Source organism: Mesorhizobium australicum WSM2073 (assembly GCF_000230995.2).
Lineage (GTDB): Bacteria > Pseudomonadota > Alphaproteobacteria > Rhizobiales > Rhizobiaceae > Mesorhizobium > Mesorhizobium australicum.
Window position 1 is genome coordinate 5,514,852 of the sequence record NC_019973.1, and the last position, 21,160, is coordinate 5,536,011.

The 21,160-nt window shown below is 61.2% G+C and carries 27 protein-coding genes; 11 read left to right on the forward strand and 16 right to left on the reverse strand.

Translation table 11 applies throughout. The features are described 5' to 3' along the window. Window positions 1-23: 23 nt before the first annotated feature. The 4 genes from MESAU_RS26535 to MESAU_RS31585 all read left to right on the forward strand — a co-directional run bounded on the left by MESAU_RS26535 (window position 24) and on the right by MESAU_RS31585 (window position 4,449). Window positions 24-1,094, forward strand: coding sequence for a YihY/virulence factor BrkB family protein (locus MESAU_RS26535; RefSeq protein WP_015319118.1), 1,071 nt, complete (start codon window positions 24-26; stop codon window positions 1,092-1,094). 424 nt (window positions 1,095-1,518) lie between these two features. Beyond that, the gene (locus MESAU_RS26540; protein ID WP_015319119.1) at window positions 1,519-2,571 is read left to right on the forward strand and encodes an HlyD family secretion protein; all 1,053 of its coding nucleotides are present in this window, start codon (window positions 1,519-1,521) and stop codon (window positions 2,569-2,571) included. Next, complete coding sequence (locus MESAU_RS26545) at window positions 2,568-4,193, forward strand: DHA2 family efflux MFS transporter permease subunit (RefSeq protein WP_015319120.1); 1,626 nt, start codon at window positions 2,568-2,570, stop codon at window positions 4,191-4,193. The genes MESAU_RS26540 and MESAU_RS26545 overlap by 4 nt, the downstream gene beginning before the upstream one ends. 91 nt (window positions 4,194-4,284) lie before the next feature. After that, window positions 4,285-4,449, forward strand: a complete 165-nt coding sequence (locus MESAU_RS31585) for a hypothetical protein (protein WP_015319121.1) — start codon at window positions 4,285-4,287, stop codon at window positions 4,447-4,449. A gap of 57 nt (window positions 4,450-4,506) precedes the next feature. Here the strand turns inward: MESAU_RS31585 and MESAU_RS26550 are convergent, their stop codons facing one another. The 5 genes from MESAU_RS26550 to MESAU_RS26575 all read right to left on the reverse strand — a co-directional run bounded on the left by MESAU_RS26550 (window position 4,507) and on the right by MESAU_RS26575 (window position 8,358). Further along, window positions 4,507-4,938, reverse strand: a complete 432-nt coding sequence (locus tag MESAU_RS26550; protein ID WP_015319122.1) for a hypothetical protein — start codon at window positions 4,936-4,938, stop codon at window positions 4,507-4,509. A gap of 212 nt (window positions 4,939-5,150) precedes the next feature. Further along, window positions 5,151-5,900, reverse strand: coding sequence for a metallophosphoesterase family protein (locus MESAU_RS26555; RefSeq protein ID WP_015319123.1), 750 nt, complete (start codon window positions 5,898-5,900; stop codon window positions 5,151-5,153). Further along, window positions 5,893-6,702 carry a nucleotidyltransferase family protein gene (locus tag MESAU_RS26560; protein WP_015319124.1) on the reverse strand — a complete coding sequence of 270 codons (810 nt, stop codon included), beginning with the start codon at window positions 6,700-6,702 and terminating at the stop codon, window positions 5,893-5,895. The genes MESAU_RS26555 and MESAU_RS26560 overlap by 8 nt, the downstream gene beginning before the upstream one ends. 288 nt (window positions 6,703-6,990) lie before the next feature. After that, a complete protein-coding gene (locus MESAU_RS26570; RefSeq protein WP_015319125.1) occupies window positions 6,991-7,593 on the reverse strand; it encodes a general stress protein in 603 nt (200 codons plus the stop codon). Window positions 7,594-7,614: 21 nt separating this feature from the next. Next, window positions 7,615-8,358 carry a DUF4142 domain-containing protein gene (locus MESAU_RS26575; RefSeq protein ID WP_015319126.1) on the reverse strand — a complete coding sequence of 248 codons (744 nt, stop codon included), beginning with the start codon at window positions 8,356-8,358 and terminating at the stop codon, window positions 7,615-7,617. A gap of 111 nt (window positions 8,359-8,469) precedes the next feature. On the opposite strand from MESAU_RS26575, the gene MESAU_RS32000 reads away from it, so the two are divergent. Together MESAU_RS32000 and MESAU_RS26585 are read left to right on the forward strand one after the other, a co-directional pair. Beyond that, entirely contained in the window at window positions 8,470-8,865 is a 396-nt protein-coding gene (locus MESAU_RS32000; RefSeq protein ID WP_245262902.1) for a DUF982 domain-containing protein, read from the forward strand. Between the two features lie 72 nt (window positions 8,866-8,937). Continuing rightward, complete coding sequence (locus tag MESAU_RS26585; RefSeq protein WP_015319128.1) at window positions 8,938-9,255, forward strand: hypothetical protein; 318 nt, start codon at window positions 8,938-8,940, stop codon at window positions 9,253-9,255. 28 nt (window positions 9,256-9,283) lie between these two features. On the opposite strand, the gene MESAU_RS26590 is transcribed toward MESAU_RS26585, so the two are convergent. From MESAU_RS26590 to MESAU_RS26625, 8 genes are all read right to left on the reverse strand, one after another. Further along, the gene (locus MESAU_RS26590; protein WP_015319129.1) at window positions 9,284-9,616 is read right to left on the reverse strand and encodes a hypothetical protein; all 333 of its coding nucleotides are present in this window, start codon (window positions 9,614-9,616) and stop codon (window positions 9,284-9,286) included. Window positions 9,617-9,618: 2 nt separating this feature from the next. Continuing rightward, entirely contained in the window at window positions 9,619-9,978 is a 360-nt protein-coding gene (locus MESAU_RS26595) for a hypothetical protein (protein WP_015319130.1), read from the reverse strand. Next, window positions 9,978-11,198 carry an NRAMP family divalent metal transporter gene (locus MESAU_RS26600; RefSeq protein ID WP_015319131.1) on the reverse strand — a complete coding sequence of 407 codons (1,221 nt, stop codon included), beginning with the start codon at window positions 11,196-11,198 and terminating at the stop codon, window positions 9,978-9,980. The genes MESAU_RS26595 and MESAU_RS26600 overlap by 1 nt, the downstream gene beginning before the upstream one ends. Then, on the reverse strand, window positions 11,195-11,599 hold the full coding sequence (locus tag MESAU_RS26605; protein WP_015319132.1) for a hypothetical protein: 405 nt from the start codon (window positions 11,597-11,599) through the stop codon (window positions 11,195-11,197). The genes MESAU_RS26600 and MESAU_RS26605 overlap by 4 nt, the downstream gene beginning before the upstream one ends. Before the next feature lie 446 nt (window positions 11,600-12,045). After that, the gene (locus MESAU_RS26610) at window positions 12,046-12,273 is read right to left on the reverse strand and encodes a hypothetical protein (RefSeq protein WP_015319133.1); all 228 of its coding nucleotides are present in this window, start codon (window positions 12,271-12,273) and stop codon (window positions 12,046-12,048) included. A 254-nt stretch (window positions 12,274-12,527) separates the two neighbouring features. Beyond that, window positions 12,528-12,746 (reverse strand): hypothetical protein, encoded by a 219-nt coding sequence (locus tag MESAU_RS26615; RefSeq protein ID WP_015319134.1) that lies wholly within the window; start codon window positions 12,744-12,746, stop codon window positions 12,528-12,530. A gap of 253 nt (window positions 12,747-12,999) precedes the next feature. Next, on the reverse strand, window positions 13,000-13,224 hold the full coding sequence (locus tag MESAU_RS26620; protein ID WP_015319135.1) for a hypothetical protein: 225 nt from the start codon (window positions 13,222-13,224) through the stop codon (window positions 13,000-13,002). Next, window positions 13,221-13,487, reverse strand: coding sequence for a hypothetical protein (locus tag MESAU_RS26625; protein WP_015319136.1), 267 nt, complete (start codon window positions 13,485-13,487; stop codon window positions 13,221-13,223). Before MESAU_RS26625 ends, MESAU_RS26620 begins: the two co-directional genes overlap by 4 nt. Window positions 13,488-13,842: 355 nt before the next feature. Between MESAU_RS26625 and MESAU_RS26630 the strand changes: the two genes are divergently transcribed. The 3 genes from MESAU_RS26630 to MESAU_RS26640 all read left to right on the forward strand — a co-directional run bounded on the left by MESAU_RS26630 (window position 13,843) and on the right by MESAU_RS26640 (window position 16,299). Further along, a complete protein-coding gene (locus tag MESAU_RS26630) occupies window positions 13,843-14,628 on the forward strand; it encodes an SDR family NAD(P)-dependent oxidoreductase (protein WP_015319137.1) in 786 nt (261 codons plus the stop codon). A gap of 126 nt (window positions 14,629-14,754) precedes the next feature. Next, a complete protein-coding gene (locus MESAU_RS26635) occupies window positions 14,755-15,933 on the forward strand; it encodes a zinc-dependent alcohol dehydrogenase (protein ID WP_015319138.1) in 1,179 nt (392 codons plus the stop codon). 126 nt (window positions 15,934-16,059) lie between these two features. After that, window positions 16,060-16,299 (forward strand): hypothetical protein, encoded by a 240-nt coding sequence (locus MESAU_RS26640; protein WP_015319139.1) that lies wholly within the window; start codon window positions 16,060-16,062, stop codon window positions 16,297-16,299. Between the two features lie 23 nt (window positions 16,300-16,322). Here MESAU_RS26640 and MESAU_RS26645 read toward each other — a convergent pair whose 3' ends face one another. Both MESAU_RS26645 and MESAU_RS26650 read right to left on the reverse strand, forming a co-directional pair. Further along, entirely contained in the window at window positions 16,323-16,670 is a 348-nt protein-coding gene (locus MESAU_RS26645) for a response regulator (protein ID WP_245262903.1), read from the reverse strand. A gap of 20 nt (window positions 16,671-16,690) precedes the next feature. Then, on the reverse strand, window positions 16,691-19,831 hold the full coding sequence (locus tag MESAU_RS26650; RefSeq protein ID WP_015319141.1) for a CheR family methyltransferase: 3,141 nt from the start codon (window positions 19,829-19,831) through the stop codon (window positions 16,691-16,693). 69 nt (window positions 19,832-19,900) lie between these two features. Here MESAU_RS26650 and MESAU_RS31340 point away from each other — a divergent pair, with 69 nt between their 5' ends. Together MESAU_RS31340 and MESAU_RS26655 are read left to right on the forward strand one after the other, a co-directional pair. Continuing rightward, window positions 19,901-20,128 (forward strand): hypothetical protein, encoded by a 228-nt coding sequence (locus MESAU_RS31340; RefSeq protein WP_157163671.1) that lies wholly within the window; start codon window positions 19,901-19,903, stop codon window positions 20,126-20,128. A gap of 4 nt (window positions 20,129-20,132) precedes the next feature. Beyond that, window positions 20,133-20,729, forward strand: coding sequence for a response regulator (locus MESAU_RS26655; RefSeq protein ID WP_015319142.1), 597 nt, complete (start codon window positions 20,133-20,135; stop codon window positions 20,727-20,729). Between the two features lie 136 nt (window positions 20,730-20,865). Here the strand turns inward: MESAU_RS26655 and MESAU_RS26660 are convergent, their stop codons facing one another. Beyond that, on the reverse strand, window positions 20,866-21,138 hold the full coding sequence (locus tag MESAU_RS26660) for a hypothetical protein (RefSeq protein ID WP_015319143.1): 273 nt from the start codon (window positions 21,136-21,138) through the stop codon (window positions 20,866-20,868). Window positions 21,139-21,160 lie beyond the last annotated feature (22 nt).

Consider the following 21,160-nt stretch of genomic DNA (forward strand, 5'->3'; position numbering starts at 1 on the left):
TTTGGACATCAGCGAACCCGGTAATGGCTTTGAAACCACAACGAGGCTCTCCGCCGAACGACAAGCAGCCCTCGCTGATCGATGAGGAAGCAGCCGGCCGCGCGGCCTCGACAACGAAGGACAGCAACGCCGCGGCAGGGCGGGAGCCAGGAAGCCGTGGGCGCGACGCCACGTGGCCATCTCAAATCACTGGGCTGGGGTGGAAGGACATCTTCTGGCGACTTTGGGAAGAGTTCAACAAGGACCGGGTTCTGCTGGTGGCTGCCGGCGCAACCTTCTATCTCCTGCTCGCCTTGTTTCCCGCCCTGGCAGCCTTCATCTCGATCTATGGCTTCGTCGCGGACCCGGTCACGGTCGCCGACCATGTCGCTTACCTCCAGGGATTGCTACCGCAGGGCGGGCTCGATCTTATCCGCGATCAGTTGCAGGCCTTGGCCCGCCAGAAAGCAGGCGCTCTCGGCACAGGCTTTTTCATAGGCCTGACAATCGCCCTCTGGAGCGCCAACAGCGGCATGAAGGCGCTCTTCGACGCGATGAACATCGCCTACGAAGAGCGTGAGAAACGCTCGTTCATTACCCTCAATCTGATGTCGATCCTGTTCACGGTCGGAGCCCTGCTCATCGGCATCGTGCTGCTGCTTACGGTGGGTGTTGTCCCGGCGCTGTTGCGCTTTTTCTACCTTGATGCCTGGACAGAAACCGTGGTTGCGGTATCTCGATGGCCCATCCTGGTAGTGTCGATCCTAACCGGCATTTCCTTGCTCTACCGCTTCGGGCCGAGCCGGGAACATGCGAAATGGCGATGGTTGAGCTGGGGAGCGCTTGCGGCAACCGCGGCATGGATCATCGCGTCGTGGCTGTTCTCGTTCTACCTCCAGCATTTTGCCAACTATAACGCGACATACGGCTCGCTCGGTGCCGTGGTCGGCCTGATGATGTGGACATGGATTTCAGTCATCATCCTGATCGCCGGCGCCGCCATCAACGCGGAAATGGAACATCAGACAGCCTGTGACTCGACCACAGGCCTGGCGGTTCCCATGGGTGAGCGCGGCGCGGTCGTCGCCGACACATTGGGCAAGACTGCGGACTGATGAAACTTTCAGGTAGATGTCCCATCGTCACCTGCACGAGCGACAAGGTTCGAGCCACTCTCACCAAGTGCGGCTATCGTCTATAAAACGGGAATGCTGGTACTCAGCGCCCCAGGTTGATGGGAGGGGGGTCCTATTGCCCAATCGGGCAGGCCAAAGAGGATGAGCAGCCACACACCGACTTGCTGAAGGGCGTCGCTGCCCATGGCGCTGGCGGGAAGTCAAAACAGGAACCTTTGCCAAGGCTTTGCCGTTGAAACCGCGTTCGCCATCGCGGACATCACCCTTCAGTCTGCTGAAAGCTAGTTCCGTGGATACGAAGCCTCAGAAAAGCGAGCCGGACCCGTCCGACGACAGGGCTGGACAAAGCAAGCGTCTCGCCAGCCAGCCAAGTTCGCGGCACGACAAATCGGACGATCGGCAAATGGACGACAGGCCGCAGAAATCGAACCTGCTGGGCTTTCCCAGGCGCCATCCCTATTGGACAGCGGCAATTGTCCTCCTGCTTCTGCTTGTTGCGATGGGTGTAGCGATCTGGTGGCTGAATACGCGTCAGTATGAATCCACCGATGATGCCTTCATCGATGCCCGCACGGTAACGGTGAGCGCCGAGATTGCCGGGCGTATCACCGATGTGGCCGTCACCGACAACCAGCCGGTGCGCAAGGGTGACGTTCTCTTGCGCATCGACGACAGCGACTACCGGGCATCGCTCAGCCAAGCGGATGCCGGCGTAGCCGCCGCTCAGGCCGACATCACCAATGTGGCGGCCCAGATCGAGGCGCAAAATGCCAAGATCGACGCCGCCCAGAAGCAGGTGGTGCTGGCCCAGGCAGCGCTCGACTTCGCCAAGGCCGAAGACCAGCGCAATCGCGAATTGCTGACGAAGGGCACGGTGACGCAGCAGCAGGCGCAGCAGGCTGCATCGACCCTTCGACAGGACCAGGCAACCCTGGACAGCGCCGAGGCGGACGTGGCCGCGGCGAAGAGCCAGGTGACAGTGCTGCAGGCACAGACCAAAAGCGGCGAAGCCAAGCTTCACCAGGCACAGGCCAGCCGGGATCAAGCCCGCACGGCACTGACCCGTACCACTATTACAGCCCCTGTCGCCGGCCGCGCGACAAGCATTTCGGCCGCCATCGGCACCTACACCCAGCCGGGTCAGGTGCTCATGATGTTCGTTCCCAACGAAGTCTGGGTAAAGGCGAACTTCAAGGAAACCCAACTCGACAGGATGCGAACCGGACAGCCGGTCGACATCGATATCGACGCCTATCCGGACAAGACCTTTCATGGCCATGTCGACAGCCTGCAGGCCGGCAGCGGCACCGCCTTCAGCCTGCTGCCCGCCGAAAATGCCACCGGCAATTTCGTCAAGGTGGTGCAGCGTGTGCCGGTCAAGATCGTCTTCGAGAACCCGCCCGATGTGCTGCTCGGCCCAGGCCTGTCGGTGGTGCCGACGGTCAAGGTGCGATGAGCCGCGACAACGCCAGCGACCAGGGCGAAAGCCGATCCGCGGCCGGTGAGCGCAATCCCTGGCTCATCGCCATCATTGTCTCCATTGCCACCTTCATGCTGGTGCTCGACACCTCGATCGCCAATGTGGCGCTGCGCAACATCGCCGGCAGCCTGGCTGCCGGCATGGATGAAAGTACCTGGGTCATCACCACCTATCTGGTCGCCAACTCCGTGATCATTCCAATCAGTGGGTGGCTGGCCAGCGTGATCGGCCGCAAGCGCTACTACATGCTTTGCGTCGCGACGTTTACCCTGGCATCGCTGCTGTGCGGGCTGGCGCCCAATCTCGAGATGCTCATCGTCTTCAGGATCCTGCAGGGCCTCGGCGGCGGCGGCATGGCGCCAAGCGAGCAATCCATCCTGGCCGACACCTTTCCGCCTGAAAAGCGCTCGCAGGCATTTGCCCTCTACGGCATCGCCGTCATCGTCGCGCCGACGGTCGGGCCGACCATCGGCGGCTGGCTGACCGACAATTTTTCGTGGCACTGGATCTTCTTCATCAACGTGCCGTTCGGCATCATGTCACTGGCGTTGGTGCAGTGGCTGCTGGTCGAACCGGAGGTACTCGAACGCGAACGCCAGCAGCGGCTGAAAGGAGGTCTCAGGATCGACTGGGTCGGATTCATCCTGGTGGCGACCGCGCTCGGCTGCCTCGAAATCTTTCTCGACGAGGGCCAGCGCAACGACTGGTTCGCGTCGAGCTTCATCACGACTTTCGCCATTATCTCGGCGATCTCCTTCGCCCTGCTGATCCCATGGGAATTCCGCCACCGCGATCCGATCGTCGACATGCGCCTGCTGTTCACCCGCCAGTTCGGTACATCCTTCCTGGTGATGATGGCGGTCGGTGCGGTGCTGTTCAGCACCACGCAGCTGATGCCCCAGCTGCAGCAGACCGCCTTCGACTACACGGCGACGCTATCGGGCCTGTCGATGATGCCGGGCGGCATCGCCATGCTGATGCTCATGCCGATTTCGGGATTTGCCGCCGGCATCGTCCAGCCAAAATACCTGATCATGGCGGGCATGGCGGTGGTGGCGATCGGCCTGTGGCATATGACTTCGCTTACGCCCGACGCCAGCTTCAGCTTCTTTGCCTTTGCCCGCATCTTCCTGATGATCGGATTGCCGTTCCTGTTTATCCCGATTTCGACCGCGGCATATGTCGGTCTGGCGCCGCAAAAGACCAACCAGGCCTCGGCCTTGATCAATGTTGCCCGCAATATCGGCGGCAGCATCGGCGTGTCGCTCTCCAACACTGTGATCGCCCAGAACGCACAACTCCATCAGGCGAACCTTGTCGGCCACACCGCGCAATCGTCGCCCGCCTACCAGCAGGTGGTACGGCAGGCGACCGAGCACTTCGTCGCCGAGGGTTCCTCGATGCTCCAGGCCAAGCAGCAGGCCATTGGCTGGATCGGGCAGTTGATCGCCCGCCAGGCTTCACTGCTCGCCTATATCGACGTCTTTCGTTACTGCGCGGTGGCAACGGCGCTGCTGGTTCCTCTCGCCCTTCTGCTGCGGTCTTCGCAAGGAAACCCGACCGGCAATAGCGGGGAGGCGTCTGGACCTCCTGGATGACAGGAACCGATCGCCGGCCGGTCCGCACCGCGAACCGCTCCAAGCGGAACGGATCGTCTTCTTGCCGGTTGTGAAGGAAAGGAGATTTCCCATGTCAGACGGTATCATGTGGCTAATCGTCGTCGCCGGCGGGCCAGCGTTGCTGGTCATACTGATTGCCTATGTCCTGGTAACCCGCCGTAACCGTGGTCCGGTTGAACGCAGGGAAAGCGACCGCGCTACCGACCAGCTCTATCGCGAGGACGATCGGCGATAGCTTGCGCATTGGCGGTGTAGGAGGTCGTCGCGGACATGCAACGACCTCCCCTTGGTCTCACCGCATCAAGCACCGCCTCAGGAACGCAAAGAGCCTGTTCCCGCTGATCGTTGCACGGACCCGAGCCGCGGCCCATCGTGCTTTCATGGTGGCACCGACGTGGCAATCACAGACAATGTCGTGGAGCTGCCAGTCGCTCAATTCGAAGAAGCGCTTCGCCTCGCCGTATGTGTCGTCCCTCAGACCCGATGCACGCAAGATCGGGTCTTCGAAGGCAACCGCGAGTGCCGATCCTTCCCCACGTGCGATGGCCCGTGCTTCAGGACGCAAATGTTCCGTGCCGGTTAGCGCACCGAGGCATCGTTCGGGATTTTGCTCGAGAAGTTCAGCCCAACGCGCGATGCGTTCATTACGTGTCATTACCGAAAACGGCGCCAGCGGCTCAATCCTGGCGACGGTTTGGAGCTGGTCGAGTGTCTGATGTTTCATGGTCGGCTCCTGTCTGAGAGGGAGAAGCACCCACGCCTTCTGAAGAAATTATCGCCCGGCAGGGCTTCGACAAGACGGAGGTTTGACGAATTCGCCGCTGGCGACGAACTCCAAAATAATATCGCGGGCCAACAACCGTGATCAGCTCGCACTATCGCGCCGCCACTTCCTGGCAGAGCCTTCCAACTGAATGCTCGCACGATGCCGTGGCGTCAGAGTTCCAGCAGGGCATAGGGGCGGCCGTTCGGTTTGGCCACGTGCATGGCGACGTTGTAAACCTTGGCGCCGCCGGGCGTTTGGCCTTCATAGGAGCCGCGATGCGCGTGACCGTGCACAACGGCGCTGACCTTGAACCGATCGATCGTCTCGGCAAGGCGTGAAGAGCCAAGAAACGGAAATATCTCCAGCGGTTCTCCCTCGACGGTCTCAGCGATCGGCGCGTAGTGGAGGACCACGAGCGTCCGCTTCGCCCGTACCTGGCGCATCGCGTTTTCGAGGCGCATTGCCTCGTTGACACTTTCCGAGACCATCGCCTTGATCGCGGGTTCGCCGAAGGAGCCGAGCATGCGCGATCCGAAGCCACCGACGAACCCTTTCACGCCGACGAAGCCGACCTCCTCGATTTCGACCGCATGGCCATCGAGAAGGTGAACATGCGCCTGGCGCAGGATGTTTGCGACGTCGTCCACCGCGCCGGATTCGTAGTCGTGGTTGCCGAGCACCGCCACCACGGGGATCAAGCAGTTGCGCAGGTCCTCGGCGAGCATCTCCGCCTCACGAGGCTTGCCGAGATTGGTGAGATCTCCCGTCAGGACGAGAATCTCGGCTTCCCTCGATATCTCGCCGAAGAGATCGCGATACGAGGTTCGGGGATCTTCCCTGACATGCAAATCCCCCATGGCGGCAACTTTGAGTGTCCGTGCGCTATCCTTCGGCGCGACGTTCTCCAGGCGGTCAGGCATCACGAAAATCTCCCACGCCGCCGACGCCGGCGAAGCCCCATTCCTTGACATCGATCTCGTAGTCGGTTTGCGACAGCAGCCGCCCGCGGCAGATCTTCATCCTGGGGGACGGCAATTGCCGTTGCTTGGCGAGGCGGTCGAGCAGTTCATCGAGGAGCCATGCCGGGATGTGATCGCGCTCGCTTGGGTAAATCCATCTGAAGTTGATGAGCTGCATCAGCAGGACCTCCCAATGAACCTCCAGATAGGAAAGCAGCCGGTGCCAATCTATCTGGTCGTGTGCCTTGAGGATCGTGTGGGCGATATCGGCGCCGTCGTGCCGGCCCCTGTCTTGAATGAAGCATTTGGACCAGATGAGTTCGGTCGGCCCGATGATCCGCACACGGCTGCCCAGCAACTCGGTCTGTCTGGCGTGCTCCAGCCATCGATCGCCAACAGGCATCATGCCGTTGGCCGATCCGAAGATGACGTCGAAGAAATGCCTGCCCTTGAACACCTTGCCAAGCCACCGGTCGTCCACGATTTCGACGGCATATCCAAGCTCCTTGAAATGGGCGAGGATCCGCGCGTAGTCACCGGCCTTGCAGAAGATATCGAGATCCTTGGTCTGGCGAGTGACGCCGGTATAGGCGCTTACCGCATAGGTTCCAGCGACCAGAAAGGGAATGTCCGTGGCGGTGAGCTCGCGGACGGCTTCCATGTAGAACACCTCCGCCCCGGCGTGCTTAAGCGTCGGCGCCGCCTTTGCATTGATCAACGGGAGCGAAACCAGGACGTCTTCGCGTGATCGATCGGTGGTCATCAATGATGGCTCCTAGCCGCCAACCGACAAGTCGGCCGCTGGGACAACAACGTCGACCCCTCCATGGTTCCGCCTTGCGGGCGGGGTCCGTTTCGTCATGGAGCGATCTGTTCTGAGCGGCGGAGATTCCGCTGGGAACATGGCTTCAAACGCGATCGAACCCAGCCCGATGCCCTCGAGATGGATTCGATGGTGCTTAAACGCCGCAAAGCGCCCCAGCATAGCGCGGCAAGATCGATTTCCGCGAACCTCGTCGCTGCGTGCCAGTGAAAGGAACGTGAGCCGCTTTCAGGGTCGATTGATTGCGCGTCCGCCGTCGCGATCGATCTCGCCCGGCACGTATTCGCCTGCATTGGCATCGAAGCCGGTCCAGCCGTCGGCCTCGTACGATCTGCGGCGTTCGGCCAGGTCCACCGATCGGGATTGCCCCAAAATCTGCTCGGCATTCGGCACGAGTTCGTCCTCCACCTTGGCCGTCACCAAGGTACCGCCGCGGCGTACACCTTCCGCATAGACGTGCGCATCGCGCTCGGGCACGCCCGATTCCGTCAGAGCGCCAATGATGCCGCCGGCCGCTCCACCGGCCACGGCACCGGCAACCGCACCGGCGGCGGTGGCGGCGAGCCATCCGGCCGCGACCACCGGGCCAACACCCGGGATGGCCATGACGCCAAGTCCCGTGAGCAACCCCCCGGCGCCGCCGATCACGGCTCCGATTCCGGCACCGCTGCCAGCGTCTTCAGCGGCCTCGGAACGATTTGCGTCGTACCAGTCATCCGAGTTGTTGGCGACGATGCTGATGTTGGAATGCGGGACTCCCGTCGCCTCAAGCTCGCCGACCGCATCGGCCGCGTCGTCATAATTGTCGAACAGTCCAGTTACGGTTTTCATGTGATTTCTCCTGATCCACGCTCACTTGCTTGCGGCAACCACGTTGCCCTGGTAGTCGACGCCAACGTTGAGGTTTTCGCCTCCCTTGGCCGCCTGGCCGCGCCAGATGCCCTGATCGTCCTTGGTCAGCTTCGACACGTTCGAATATCCGGCGTTCTCGATACGGCTCTTGGCCTGGGCTTCGGTGAAGCTGTTTGCACCAGGAACGAGGGCGGCGGCGTTGGGAGTATTGTCGGTCTTCACCGCCGGCGTTGTCGCTCCCGTAACGGAATCTTGCCCGGCGGCGATCTTTTCGATCGCCTGCTGGTGCATCTTCAGCGTGCCGACCGTTTGCTGGGCAAAAGTCTTGAGCGCGGCGTTGTCACCCCCGCTGGCATAATCCTCGAACAGCTTGACGGCTTCGTCATGCGCCTTGCGCTGCGCGTCGACATAGGCCGGATCAATCGGCCCCTGCGCGTTCTTGAGCTTATCCAGATCGCCCTGATGCTGAGCGTCGAGCGCTGAGGGCACCTTCAGTTTTTGTTCGCCGGCGACCGCTTGCAGCTTGGTGTTGGCGGCGCCGTGGTCCCGGATCATCATCTGGGCAAAATCCTTGATGCGCTGGTCCTGGGCCTTGCCCAAGGCAATCTGACTCGAGTCCACTTCGAACTTGCCGCCGACGGCAGCCTTGTCGACAAAATCCTGGGCGCTGTCGGCCGCGAAGGCAGGCATTGCGAGAACCGTGGAAGCAACCGCGAGGGATGCGAGAAGGTGTCGTGTTTTCATCGGCTTTGTCCTTGTCGGTGAGCGAATTTGCGCTGCGTCCTAACAAGCCAAGATGCGCTTTGTTCCGCTCTCCAGGCCCCATGCCGCTAGACCCGGCAGCGCCAGAAAACCATGGGTGGAGACGAGCGGCTCAGGCGTCGTTATTCCAAATTCCAAACGCCAGGTGCACTGGAACAAATCGACTGTCGCGGCGTTAGAGGCCGTCCGCGGAAGGCTCCGTGGGAGCAACAGGCGAAGGTCTTGGAGGGGCGGGTGCGTACAGGCCATTTCAGAAAACCGATCGTTATTCAACCTGGCCGCATAGACCGCGACAGGGTTGTGGTCTCTGTGTCCGATGCCGCCGAAGTGCTGCTGCGGGACTGGCCAAAGCCGACGTCGGAAAGGCGTCTTGCCGCGATCAGGGCCTGCCTTGCGGTGATGCGTGGCGAAAAGCCTCCAAGGGTTGCACGACAGGCGTTCATTGTTGCGGCCAAGGACGCCAGGATTCTGCTCGGCGATCAAATCTAGTCGTTGGCGCTATGCGCACCACCGCTGCGGATTTGGCAGAGCCTGGTTCGAACGAGAGAGGTCAGTGCCAAGATGTCAATTCCTACACCGGCCTCTGCCAGAGGCGAGATCCAGGGGGGAGAGACGCAGGACAAAACGCCGGGCTTCGATCCTGCCGTTGCTCCGATGGAGACCGATGCCGAGGCGGCGGACACACAAAATCCGATCCCTACGGAGCCGCCACGTTCCCGCCGGCCGAAATTCGAAAATGACGCCAGCTTCGCCAATGCGATGCGGCCGGTCGAAGGCGAGCCGGAACTACGACCTCGCAGCAACTGGCCGCTGTTGGTCGTTGCAGCCGTCGTTTTGGTAGCGGCCGCGGTTTTTCTGGCGGCGAGCATGCTGCGGTGAAACGTCTACGAGAAAGCGCGGCGACGGCCTATTCGCGAAGATCGGGTGCGCTCTTCATGCCCGAAAGTTCGGTCATCGGACACAGCAGCCGCGGCCGCGCCGGGTTAGAAATGTCGAGCTTGTCCCAAGGGATGCGGTATAGGCCATCGCGGCGGCGCAGCCGAAAGAGATCGAGCACGGCCACGCCTATGGCCGAGGTCGAAAGACGCTCGAAAGCGGCGTAGACGCCGACATGGAATTCGGTAACGACAAAATCGTCGCCATCCGGTTCGGCGCGGATTTCCTCGATGTAGCCGATGCTCTTGCCCCGCTGCGAAAGCACGCGTCGCCCAGCCAGATGTTCAAGATTGACGATGGTCATCATCAAGCTCCCGGAATGCGTCCGATGACATGATCGCGCAACCAGTCCTGCCAGGCGAAGATCGTCGTGCGACGCACATCGATATCGAACTCGATGTCGACGCCGATATCCTTCACCTTGTGCCAGGCGATCCGATGCGGCTCGCCGTGGCGCTTGCCACCCAGCTTTGCCGCGAGTTGCGCCATCCATCGCCCCGGCCACGTGCCAAGGCGACGCGCCAAAGTGATGGAGCCGAGTTCGATCGCGACGATCCTTGGGGGCTTGCCCTGCCGCAATTCGGCCACCAGCCCATCGACCTTGCCGATTTTGACCTGGCGGCGGTCGACCACCTGCTTGTCCAGGAGATCACGCAGCAACTCCATCATGTGCCTCCGAATATCTGCAGCGGGATCGTCACCACGGCCAGCACAAAGCCGAGCGCGATGATGAAGATGACCGCGGCATTCGAGAGAATGCCGTTGCGATGCTCGCCGACGTAGCGTTCGTCGTTCAGCAGAAACAGGAATGGAACCACCGTCAACGGCAGGCTGGCCGCCGTCAGCGCCATGGAAAATATAGTGAGCCTCAACGGATCGACACCAAGCATGATCGGGATGGCCGCAAGCAACAACGATACCGTATACACGGCGCTGAAGCCTGGATTGTCGCGCGGCTTGCGGTCCTCGCCCCAGGTCCAGCCGAAACCTTGCGCCACGAGGTAAGCCTGTTGCAGCGCGACTTCGAGTGCAGCGCCGAAGCAGGCAATGGCGAGAGAGGCTACGAACAGGATGAAACCCCAGAAGCCGAATACCGGGATCAGCATCAATGGCATTTGGTGATAGTCGTCGACCTGGTTGATGCCGTGCGTGGCCAGCACGAGAGCGGCCACGATCAACACGCCGATCGAAATGGTGCCGCCGAAGGTCATCCCCAGTCCCGCTATGGCCCGGTTGGCGCCGAGGTAGCTCTTGTCCCACTGGTCCTCGATAGCCCCCGAGGAATAGAACATGAACAGGTAGGGCGATATCGAGGCGCCGAGAATGCTGACCGCCATGAACCAGTAATTGGCGGTATCGTGGGCTGGCAGCGAAGGCACCGCGCCAGCCGCGACCGCCGTCCAATCGGGTTTCAGCATCACGGCCGCGACGACGAAACACAACGTCACCAGGCCCAGCATCGACACGCCTTTCTCGATGAAACCGAACGTGCCTTTCCAGAGCAGCAGCCATGCCAGAAAAGCCACCGGCAGAGCCCACCACTGGAAGCCTATGCCCGTGGCAAGTTCGAGTGCGATGGCAACGCCGCCGATCTCGGCGGAGAGCACCATGAGACTGAGCAGCAAGGTGGCAAGCAACGGCCACACAAAGACGTTGAAACCAAATCTCTCGCGGATGCCGTCGCAGATCGTGTGATGGCTCACCGCGGCGAACCGGCCGGCCATTTCCACCAGAAAGATGATGCAGATGGTGCCGAGGACCACGGCCCAGATCAACTGGAAACCGAAGGTTGCGCCCGCCTGCGCCGCCGTCGCCATCGATCCGACTTCGAGGAAGCCGCCAACGCTGGTAACCACGCCGAGCGATATTTCCACGAGCTTCTTCATGGCTTCGGCGCGAAATATCTGGCATAGGCGGTCGCCAGCGTGCGCGAGCCCCGTCGAAGATCCTGCTTTGCGTTTTGGACCTCCGCTCGATTGTCCGCCTGCAATCCCGCGTCGGCGCGAGCCACCGCGGCTGACAGATCCTTGACCGCTGCCGCCAAAGCAGATTGCTCGGCGGGTTCAGCCGTTCCGGCCGATCGGATTTGTGCCTCGGCGTCGGCCAGAGTCTTGCCGGACGACCGCAGCGTGCCGGCTGTGTATGCGAACGGCGCCGCCCCATCCATCCAGGCATCCAGCACCACCGATACGGTCTGTGCCGCGGAGGCCGCCGTTTGTGATTGCTGCTCGATCTGATCGGAGGACGAGCATCCCGCCAAGACGCCCGTGAGCAACAGCACGCACATACAACTCAGCCTGGGATATGGGCCACTAAAGGTCAAAGCCGGCGTTTGGTGCGCCACGAGAATGATCTCCCCGAGCCGATGGAAGTCGCGGTCGGCGTGAATTGATCTAGAGCGCCCGGTGTGCCCGTCAATCAAACGCCACCGCTCGGACAGGCGCCGACCGCGAGACATAAGGACCAACGACAGAGGCCCGCCGGCCACGAGACCCAATTCAAGCGGAACAAAGCATCGATTGTGGGATTGGAACACGGGAAGGTGGCGACCCGTCCTGATCATCGACGTGATGGACTGCTGCACAGAGGATTCGGCAATGCCTCGTCTCATAGTCTGGATAGCCATCGTGGCAGCCGTCATCATTGCGGCTTGGTTGTGGCTCGGCAGCCATAGAACGAGCAACGATAGCGGCAGCCAGCCCGCGCCCCACGCGATCGACCAGAACGGCTAATTCACTCCTGCTCTGTTGGATCTGCAGGATTCTCGATCCTGTATTCGTGGACCAGGCCGAGAACCTGATTTCTCACTGTCTCGCGCGCTTCGGGCTGAATGAAAAGCATCAGCCGGTCGACGGTTTCAACGACCGGCCGCGGCAGGTCCGCTACCGCGTCGGTGAGCTCACTGCCATGTTCATACATGTTGTCCGTCAGCTTCTTGTCCAGATCGGAAAGGATACCCATCACCAAGCTCCATAGCTTTGCTCTCCATCCTGATAATGGTCAGTCCAGCGGAGATGTTCCGAGAAGCACGCAAGCGCCCGGCGCCGTTTCGATATTCGAAGCGCGATGGCAGAGCCAGTCGGGAAACCAGCGACCAACCAGGCCGGGAGCAGAAGGAACGTCAGAACAACACGGTGGATGACAGACAACGCCCTCGGCTGAAATTAAAGACGGCGCCACTGGTGACCAAGTTGCGGCTGTTGGCGAGCCGAGAATCACTGCTGCCCCGGCATCTCGGTATTTTCCTTGGGATCTTTCTTGACCCCTGCAGCCGGTGAGGTGTCCGCCGGAGCGTTGCCGCCCTGGTTCTGCTCAGGCGCTCGTTTCAGGGGCGAGGTGCGCCACCCCACATCGACGTAGAGAAAGCCGATCAGGAAACCGACGATGATGACAGCGGCTATCACCAGCGAGAGTAGTGCGTTGCGTCGTTCCATCCTGCGGCTCCCTTCGCCTGCCGAACAGCCACTGACGAAAATAGTTCCACAGCCAGGTGGCACCGAGGCCGGGCGCCGGCCGTCACCGCAGCCGCGAAGCAACGCAACGGGATCGAGCTCGGCCGGGTCGCGCCAGCGACGTGCGCCCTTGCTGTTGCGATCATATCGAAACCAGACGCGGCGTCACTTTGCAACTCATGCGCGTCTCACGATTCTCGCCGGCGTCACTACCCGGGCAAGCAACGGCAAAACCCTAACCACCAGATGGCTTCGGTGATGCCGGCTGTGTCGGCTGCGTGCCTTGCTGGTCCCCGCCGGTGCTGGACTGCGGTGTCGGATTGGTATCCGTCGTTGGATTCTTGTTCACCGGCTGGCTGTTCATCGTATCCGTCTTGGATTTGACGGGGTCGGCATTGTTGTTGCACGCCGCCAGGGCGAGCAACGCCGATGCCGACCAAATCAACCACATCGCTTTCATACTGACTTTTCCTGGATGAGTTCGGGTGAAGCAACCTGCAAGGGACCTATTCGATCGAACCGGATGGAAAGCCCTTGTTTGACGGCACTTTTAGCCAGCAAATGATCCAGCTCGCTATCGTCGATGGGGCTGCGAACCAGCTGACGAATGGCCTTGCACGCCAACTCGGTCGAGACGAAGTCATATCTCCTGCTTCTGGCGGATACATATTGTTCGACCAGCATCTTCACGCGCCTGAGCGCGATTTCATCGGCATATTGCATTTTCGTTTCTCCTGCGCGCCGAACTGCCGAGTGTGTGGGTTGTTCCCAGCTGAACTCGAAACACGACCGCCAAGCTCATGAGAAAGCCCGCGCCTCCCGGCCGGGGAACGCGCGGGCTGATCAGGCTGAGGGGAACCCGATCGCGCGGCGCCAAACAAGGGGAGCGACGACGCCGCACGACACCGAACCTGGATCGGCCTCAGTTGTTCCACGTCGTCATCTTCGCGTTGTTTGCGCTTGAACGCGCCCAGGGTTTCGACTGGCATGGCCCTTCGGCAGCCCGGCATTCGATCCGGTCCACGCGGAACAATCAGGGACCCCGCTGGTTCGGCCGGAACGAACTTCGGAGGACATGATGACCAATGCAAAGCTGGCCGTGGTGACGGGCGCATCGAGCGGCATCGGGAGGGAACTTGCCAAACTATGCGCCAAGGACGGCTATAATCTGGTCATAGCCGCCGACGAGCCCGCGGTCCAACAGGCGGCCGAGGCTCTGGCTTCGCATGATGTGACCGTTGAAGCCGTCGAGGCAGATCTGGCATCCGTCGAAGGCGTCGATCAACTCATTGCGCGGGTCGGCGATCGCGACATCGACCTTCTGTTCCTGAACGCCGGACGCGGCCTCGGCGACGGCTTTCTCGACCAGGACTGGCAGAAGGTTCGCCGGGTCATCGACACCAACATCACCGGCACGGTCTACCTTGCGCATGAGCTCGGCGCCAGGATGGCACGCCGCGGCCGTGGCCGAATTCTGTTCACCGGATCGATTGCCGGCTTCATGCCCGGCACTTTCCAGGCCGTCTACAACGGCACCAAGGCGTTCATCGATTCCTTCTCGATCGCGCTGCGCCATGAGATGCGGGACACCGGCGTCACAGTCACGGTGCTGATGCCCGGGGCGACGCAAACGCGGTTCTTCGAACGCGCCGAAATGATGGATACCAAGGTCGGCACCGACGAGAAGGACAATCCGGCAGATGTCGCCAGAACCGGTTATGAGGCGATGATGGCGGGAGAGGAACAAGTGATCAGCGGCTGGAAGAACAAGCTGCAGGTCGCCGCCGCGCATATCACTCCGGCAGGTACGCTGGCCGAACAGCACCGCAAAATGGCCGAGCCGGGTTCAGCGTCCAGAGACTGATCTCTACCTGTCTGCGGACGCAGACCCTTTGCGAGTATCGCAAGGTAATCGTCGGTGGCGCCCACTTCGGCTGAATGAAAGCTGCATTTGCCGATACCTCAAAATAGTCAACGCAGGAGCAACAGGATGAAAGCCCTCACATGGCACGGCAAAGGCGATATACGCTGCGATCAGGTGCAGGATCCGGCCATCGAGGATGACCGTGACGTCATCATCAAGGTCACCTGCTGCGCCATTTGCGGCTCGGACCTGCATCTGATGGACGGCTACATGCCGACCATGGAATCGGGCGACGTGCTTGGACACGAGACCATGGGAGAGGTCGTGGAGGTCGGCCGCGGTCATTCCAAGTTCAAGAAGGGCGACCGCATCGTGGTGCCGTTCAACATTTCATGCGGCGAATGCTGGTTTTGCCAGAAGGGGCTGTTCTCGCTTTGCGACCGGTCCAATCCCAATGCCAAGCAAGCGGCCGAGGTGATGGGACAATCGCCGGCCGGCCTGTTCGGCTATTCGCATCTGGTTGGCGGCTATTGGGGCGGCCAGGCCGAATATCTGCGCGTACCATTCGCCGATGTCGGCCCGATCAAGGTGCCGGAAGGCATGGATGACGAGCAGGTGCTGTTTCTTTCCGACATCTTTCCGACCGGCTACATGGCAGCGGAAAACGCCGGCATCGAGCCCGGCGACACGGTCGCGATCTGGGGCTGCGGTCCGGTCGGCCAGTTCGCCATCCAGAGCGCATGGATGCTCGGCGCCGGTCGCGTCATCGCGATCGACAAGGTTCCGGAACGACTGGCCATGGCTCGCGAACATGGCAAGGCCGAGACACTCGATTTCAGCAATTCAAAGATCTACGACGCCCTGATGGCGATGACCGATGGCCGAGGGCCGGATCGCTGCATCGATTGCGTGGGTACCGAAGCCGATGCCGGCGCCAGTGCAGACTCCATGCTCGACAAGGTCAAGGCGGCTGCCTTCCTCGGCACCGACAGGCCACATGTGCTGCGCGAAGCAATCTACTGTTGCCGCAAGGGCGGCACCATTTCGATCCCCGGCGTGTATATCGGCCTCGTCGATCATATCCCCTTTGGCGCCGCGATGAACAAGGGCCTGACGTTCCGTATGGGCCAGACCCACACGCAGCGGTATCTCGAACCGCTTTTGGCCAAGGTCCAGACCGGCGAGATCGACCCGTCCTTCGTGATCACGCACAGGGCCGGCCTTGAAGCCGGGCCCGATCTCTACAAGACGTTTCGCGACAAGCAGGACGGCTGCATCAAGGTGGTCATGCGGCCGCATGGGTGAGCCGTTCATCGGCACGAGAACCGTTTCGTCTTCGCTCGTGCCTTCCCCTTCATGGCGCCGTCGCGGTCGCGGAACTTTCAATCGTGCCGATGATTGAAATCGTTTCGTGCAAGGAAAGGAACCATCATGGCCAAGGAAGATTCTGCCTCGAAACCCGCCGTCCGGTCACCCAACGCCGAGGGCCTGCCGCACCCAAGGAGGGATGCCAGCGACACGGATGCCGGTGCAAAACCGCTGACGCCAAAGACCGCGGGCGCGTCGCGCCCGTCAAGCGTTCCATTGGACAATCCGGTCGCCAACCGAAATGCCGGTCGGCCGCGCCAGGCGAGCACCACGCCCCGGCCCACCGACAAGCCGCTGGATTGATCGCGACAGGCTAGCTCCTTGGATCACGGTTTCTTGGCGCGAAGCGATGCCAGGTCGGCCACGGCAGTGAGGATGGCCGCTTCGCTTGCGGGTTTTGCCACGAATTTGCAGTTTCGGAACCGGGCGGGAAGATCGCCCCGCCCATATCCCGTTACGAACGCGAAAGGAGTGCCGCGAGTCAGCAATATCTCCGCGATCGGCAGGCTCGTTTCGGCGTTCAGTTGAACGTCCAGCAACGCCATGTCGACCTTATCGGCCTCGACCAGCCGAAGTGCTGCGGCAACGGACGAAACAGGCCCGACCACGGGATAGCCCGCCGCACGCAGATCAGACGCGACGTCCTCCGCGATCAGCCACTCGTCCTCAACCACCAGAACGCGCGGTCTGTCGCTCACGGCGCGTCCTTGTGGTTTGCCGAAAAAGCGATCTGGACCTCAAGACCTTCCTTGTGGAAGGAGGTGTCGACCTGGCCCCCGAGCCTGTAGCCGATTTCCCCCTTCAACAGGTTCAGGCCAAAGCCGTTGTTCAACGGCTCCTTGACCGGAGGGCCGTCCTTTTCGCGCCAGCCAAGCGTGAAATTATCGCCGTCCATCGCCCATCTGACACCAATCCTGCCTCGAGGCTTGGACAGGGCGCCATACTTGGCCGCGTTGGTTGCCAGTTCATGGATGGCCATACTGAGGGAAAGCCCCTGTTGCGGGCCGAGTCTAACATCGTCGCCATCGAGTTCGATCCGTTCGATGCCGAACGGCTCGAGTTCCTGGTGGAGCAGTTCCTTGACCGAAGCTTCTTTCCACCTCTCGCGGGTCAGCAATCCGTAGGCCCGGGACATGGCATGCAGCCGGCCGATCAAGGCCTCCGCGAACTCTTCTTTCGTATCCGAACTGTCCCGCGTCCGGTTGGCGATGCTGGCGATCACCGCCAGCATGTTCTTGACGCGATGGTTGAGCTCCGAGATGAGCACCTGCTGATGCTCTTCCGCCCGCGCCAGGGTGGTGACGTCGACCAGTGTCACCACGACGCCCTGTATCCTGTTGCCCTTGTCCCGATAGGGATTGATGCGGACCATGTGAAACAGGCCCCTGGAATCGCGCGCAAGATGGTGGTTCAGGGTCTCGCCTGTCTCGAACACCTTGTCGATGTGCTGCTTCAACTCGGGATAATCGAGTTGGCTCGACAGATCCGTCAGCGGTCGGCCGACGTCGGAGGGGCGCAGACTGAAGAAGGACGAGGCCGCCGGCGTGAAGGTCCGCACCACAAGACTGCGGTCGAGAAAAATGGTCGCGATGTCGGTGCTTTCGAACAGATTGCGCAGATCGCTGTTGGCGTGATCGAGCTCTTCTATCTTGCTGGTCAACTCCGCGTTGATCGTGTTGAGCTCTTCGTTGAGCGACTGCATCTCTTCCTTGGACGCTTCAAGTTCCTCGTTGGTGGATTGCGCCTCTTCGTTGACGGAGACGAGTTCCTCGTTCGACGATTTCACCTCTTCGAGGGCCGTCTCGTATTCCTCTATGGTGGATTGAAGGCGCTCTCTTGTGTCGCGCAGTTCCCGCTCAAGATCGGCGGTGCTGTCGCTGTCACGGCCGCCCCCGGCCTCATCGGATCGGGCCTGGGTCGGGCCCGACGGCTCGAAGAGGACAAGGTAAAGCGGCTCACCATTGCCCCTCTCGGCCAGGGGTTCGATGGTCAGCCTGATCGGTTGGACGCGTTCGTCGTCTTCCTCGACGGCGAGATTGTCCCGCACAACAGTGCGGCGTGTCGTCGTCGCCTCCCTCAATGCGGCGCGCAGGTCCAGGCGAAGCCCGCGGCGCGCCATCGTCAGCAACTGCCGGCTGGGGATGCCTTGCGGCGCTTCGAGGTATCTTCCGGTCCTCGCCGAATAGTAGACGACGTCGCCTTCGGCGTTGACGAGGACATGCGGCGGCGCGAACCGCTCCAGCACCTGCGCCTCGACAGCCTGGCGCAGCGGATAGCCGACCGTGCCCTTCTTCAAGCCGGCGGTTTCGGCGGGAAAGACGCCGGAATGGACATCCCCGATCAGCGCCGGCAGCCTGATATGTGGCGAGGCATGCTCCCGTGCTTGGAAGAGGCGATGCTTCTTGTCGACGGTGGCGAACAGATTTTCGTGCTGCCCAACGCTTTCGGACGTGCCGAGGAAAAGATAGCCACCCGGCTTCAGCGAATAGTGGAAGACAGGAAGAACGCGACTTTGAATGGCTGGGCCGAAATAGATCAGCAGATTGCGGCACGAAACCAGATCCATGCGCGAGAAGGGCGGATCGCGGATGACGCTGTGCGGCGAGAAGATGCACAGTTCCCGGATCTCGTTGCTGATGACGTAGCTTTCGCCATCGCCGTTGAAAAACCGCTGTTTGCGCTCCGGGGAAAGACCCTGCATCAAGGCCTCGGGATAGCGTGCGGCGCGCGCCACGGCCAGGGCCGGCTCGTCTATGTCGGTGGCGAATATCTGGACGCGCGGAACGGCTGAAAGCGTTTCCATGTGTTCACGCAGCAGGATGCCGATGGAGAACACCTCCTCGCCGGTGGCGCAGCCGGGAACCCAGACCCTGACCGTATCGGTCGCGGTCTTGCCCTCGAACAGCCGCGGGATGATCTTTTGCTCCAGCAATTCGAAGGCATCGGGATCGCGGAAGAAGTTGGTGACATTGATCAGCAGATCGCGAAACAGGTTCATCACCTCGCGAGGGTCCTTCTTCAGCCAGTCGATATAGCCATTGATGGACTGTATCTGGGCGATCTGCATGCGCCGCTTGATGCGGCGCAGGAATGTCTTGGTTTTATAGCCTGAAAAGTCGTGGCCGGAGTGGCTGCGCAAAATGCCGTATATCTGTTCGCGGACCTTATCTATGTCGGCCGCATGGTCGTCCTCTTCGTTCGTCAGCCCGTCCAGCATGTCGAAGCCCCTGGCGTAAGCCTCGAGCTTCGCCCCAATCTCCTCGGCGGGCACGGCAACATCGATGAGCCCGCTGGCAATGGCGCTCTGCGGCATGTCGGGATTGCGCGGACCATAGCCGTCCGGCGCTTGCGCGACGGTGAGCCCGCCCCGCTCCTTGATCGCCTTCACGCCCAGGGTGCCATCGGAATCACCGCCCGACAGAATCACGCCGACCGAGTATTCGCCCTGGTCGTCGGCCAGTGCGCTGAAGAAGATATCGACAGGTTTGCGCTCTTGGGTAAGCCCATTGGGGCGCCGCAGGTGCAGCACGCCATTCTCGATGACCAGAGTGACGTTTTCCGGCATCACATAGACGTGGTCGGGTTCGACGGCCACGCCGTCCTCGACCACCACGACAGGCATCTCGGTGTAGCGGTCGATGACCTCGTGAAGCAGGCTGTTGCGCTTGGGACTGAGGTGCGTGATGATCACGAACGCCATGCCGGGCCGGTCGGTGATGCCCTTGAAAAGCCCTTCCATTGCGGGAATGCCACCAGCGGACGCACCGATGCCGACGATGGGGAACTTGATTGATCGGGCTGTCACGGCATGTCCCCCCTTTCGCCCGACCGACATGAAGTCTCTCAACGTCGGATCGGACAGGACACAACCATATAGCGCGCAGGGAGGATGGAACAAGTCAGCATGGATGACGTTGAACCCGATATCCATGGTGGTTCAATGACAAAACGCTCTGCTGGCCTGAAAGTCCTGGCGCCAATGGTGCCGGGGGCGCCTGAATTAATCGAAGGTCTCGATGGGCCCATCCCGGATCGCATGCTGGTGCTTGCGAAACGGTTGCAGGCGGCGCTGGATGACAGGAAAGTGGAAGTGCCTTCTTTGCATCCTAAACTCCGTTCGAAGAAAGGATGACGACGTGCGCGATCTGCGGGGGTTGCATCTTCTGATTGTCGAAGACGAATGGTCGATGGCTGGAGATCTTGCGAGGTTTTTCAGCAACATGGGTGCTATCATTCTCGGGCCCGCCGCTACCGTCGAGCAGGCGTCTGAACATACCGATCAAGCCGAAGCTGCAATCCTGGACGTCAATCTCAACGGCCGACGTGTGTTTCCGATCGCCGACAAGTTGATGCGCCGCGGTATCCCCTTCGTATTCTTCAGCGGCGACAACGACATCGCCATCCCCGAGCATCTCCGTTACGCCAGCAATTTGCGGAAATCCTCGGGCAGCAAGGCTGTGTTCAATGCCCTTTTTCCGCCGCAGGCATCCGAACAAGCGGACATCTCCGTGCCCTCCCCGCCAGACGACGTTTTCACCCTTTTGCCCAAACTGCGCCTCGCGGCGCGTCTTCTGCTGGGAGACGTCAACGCATCGGACCGGCTGGTCGAGAGGACACTCGAGCAAGCGATCCGGGACGTCGACCACCGGCAGCTTGGCCAGTCCACCGAAAACTGGCTCAACGACGTCATGCGAGAAGTGGCCAAAGCCCGCGGCGCAAAGCTGATGCATTGAATTCTCCTGGGCCGAGGCCAAGACGCTTCGCTGGATCACCTTTCTGGATCAGCGCCCGAAGCAATAGGGCAGTCGATTGTTCCAGCGACTTTCGGGATTTTCTGGGGCCCGCTGCATCGGCCGCCAGCCAGCCCTCTCAACCCTTGCGATCGCGCTCGACGAATTTATTAAAACGGCTGGATTTTCCGTCGCTGGTCTTGGCCTGATAAAGGAAGGCGAGATCGTTCTCGTCGAATATCCGGAAGAACTCGTCCCAATCGATGGGGTCGAATGCTTCCTCGGGCTCGCCAAAGTCGATCCGCAGGATGCCGCCCTCGCCCTTGGTGCGGACCACCGCCGGCCGGCCCTGCCGCTCCTCGGCCCATTTGCGAATTTCGTCGTGATTGGTGGTTGTCTGGGACTGCGACATTGAAATCTCCCTTGATCATCGG

Bases quoted from the DNA above. Each gene is read 5' to 3' on its own strand.
- MESAU_RS26535 (WP_015319118.1), top strand. From the start codon at position 24: ATGGCTTTGAAACCACAACGAGGCTCTCCGCCGAACGACAAGCAGCCC.
- MESAU_RS26540 (WP_015319119.1), top strand. From the start codon at position 1,519: ATGGACGACAGGCCGCAGAAATCGAACCTGCTGGGCTTTCCCAGGCGC.
- MESAU_RS26545 (WP_015319120.1), top strand. From the start codon at position 2,568: ATGAGCCGCGACAACGCCAGCGACCAGGGCGAAAGCCGATCCGCGGCC.
- MESAU_RS31585 (WP_015319121.1), top strand. From the start codon at position 4,285: ATGTCAGACGGTATCATGTGGCTAATCGTCGTCGCCGGCGGGCCAGCG.
- MESAU_RS26550 (WP_015319122.1), bottom strand. From the start codon at position 4,938: ATGAAACATCAGACACTCGACCAGCTCCAAACCGTCGCCAGGATTGAG.
- MESAU_RS26555 (WP_015319123.1), bottom strand. From the start codon at position 5,900: ATGCCTGACCGCCTGGAGAACGTCGCGCCGAAGGATAGCGCACGGACA.
- MESAU_RS26560 (WP_015319124.1), bottom strand. From the start codon at position 6,702: ATGACCACCGATCGATCACGCGAAGACGTCCTGGTTTCGCTCCCGTTG.
- MESAU_RS26570 (WP_015319125.1), bottom strand. From the start codon at position 7,593: ATGAAAACCGTAACTGGACTGTTCGACAATTATGACGACGCGGCCGAT.
- MESAU_RS26575 (WP_015319126.1), bottom strand. From the start codon at position 8,358: ATGAAAACACGACACCTTCTCGCATCCCTCGCGGTTGCTTCCACGGTT.
- MESAU_RS32000 (WP_245262902.1), top strand. From the start codon at position 8,470: ATGGGTGGAGACGAGCGGCTCAGGCGTCGTTATTCCAAATTCCAAACG.
- MESAU_RS26585 (WP_015319128.1), top strand. From the start codon at position 8,938: ATGTCAATTCCTACACCGGCCTCTGCCAGAGGCGAGATCCAGGGGGGA.
- MESAU_RS26590 (WP_015319129.1), bottom strand. From the start codon at position 9,616: ATGACCATCGTCAATCTTGAACATCTGGCTGGGCGACGCGTGCTTTCG.
- MESAU_RS26595 (WP_015319130.1), bottom strand. From the start codon at position 9,978: ATGGAGTTGCTGCGTGATCTCCTGGACAAGCAGGTGGTCGACCGCCGC.
- MESAU_RS26600 (WP_015319131.1), bottom strand. From the start codon at position 11,198: ATGAAGAAGCTCGTGGAAATATCGCTCGGCGTGGTTACCAGCGTTGGC.
- MESAU_RS26605 (WP_015319132.1), bottom strand. From the start codon at position 11,599: ATGTGCGTGCTGTTGCTCACGGGCGTCTTGGCGGGATGCTCGTCCTCC.
- MESAU_RS26610 (WP_015319133.1), bottom strand. From the start codon at position 12,273: ATGGGTATCCTTTCCGATCTGGACAAGAAGCTGACGGACAACATGTAT.
- MESAU_RS26615 (WP_015319134.1), bottom strand. From the start codon at position 12,746: ATGGAACGACGCAACGCACTACTCTCGCTGGTGATAGCCGCTGTCATC.
- MESAU_RS26620 (WP_015319135.1), bottom strand. From the start codon at position 13,224: ATGAAAGCGATGTGGTTGATTTGGTCGGCATCGGCGTTGCTCGCCCTG.
- MESAU_RS26625 (WP_015319136.1), bottom strand. From the start codon at position 13,487: ATGCAATATGCCGATGAAATCGCGCTCAGGCGCGTGAAGATGCTGGTC.
- MESAU_RS26630 (WP_015319137.1), top strand. From the start codon at position 13,843: ATGACCAATGCAAAGCTGGCCGTGGTGACGGGCGCATCGAGCGGCATC.
- MESAU_RS26635 (WP_015319138.1), top strand. From the start codon at position 14,755: ATGAAAGCCCTCACATGGCACGGCAAAGGCGATATACGCTGCGATCAG.
- MESAU_RS26640 (WP_015319139.1), top strand. From the start codon at position 16,060: ATGGCCAAGGAAGATTCTGCCTCGAAACCCGCCGTCCGGTCACCCAAC.
- MESAU_RS26650 (WP_015319141.1), bottom strand. From the start codon at position 19,831: ATGTCGGTCGGGCGAAAGGGGGGACATGCCGTGACAGCCCGATCAATC.
- MESAU_RS31340 (WP_157163671.1), top strand. From the start codon at position 19,901: ATGGATGACGTTGAACCCGATATCCATGGTGGTTCAATGACAAAACGC.
- MESAU_RS26660 (WP_015319143.1), bottom strand. From the start codon at position 21,138: ATGTCGCAGTCCCAGACAACCACCAATCACGACGAAATTCGCAAATGG.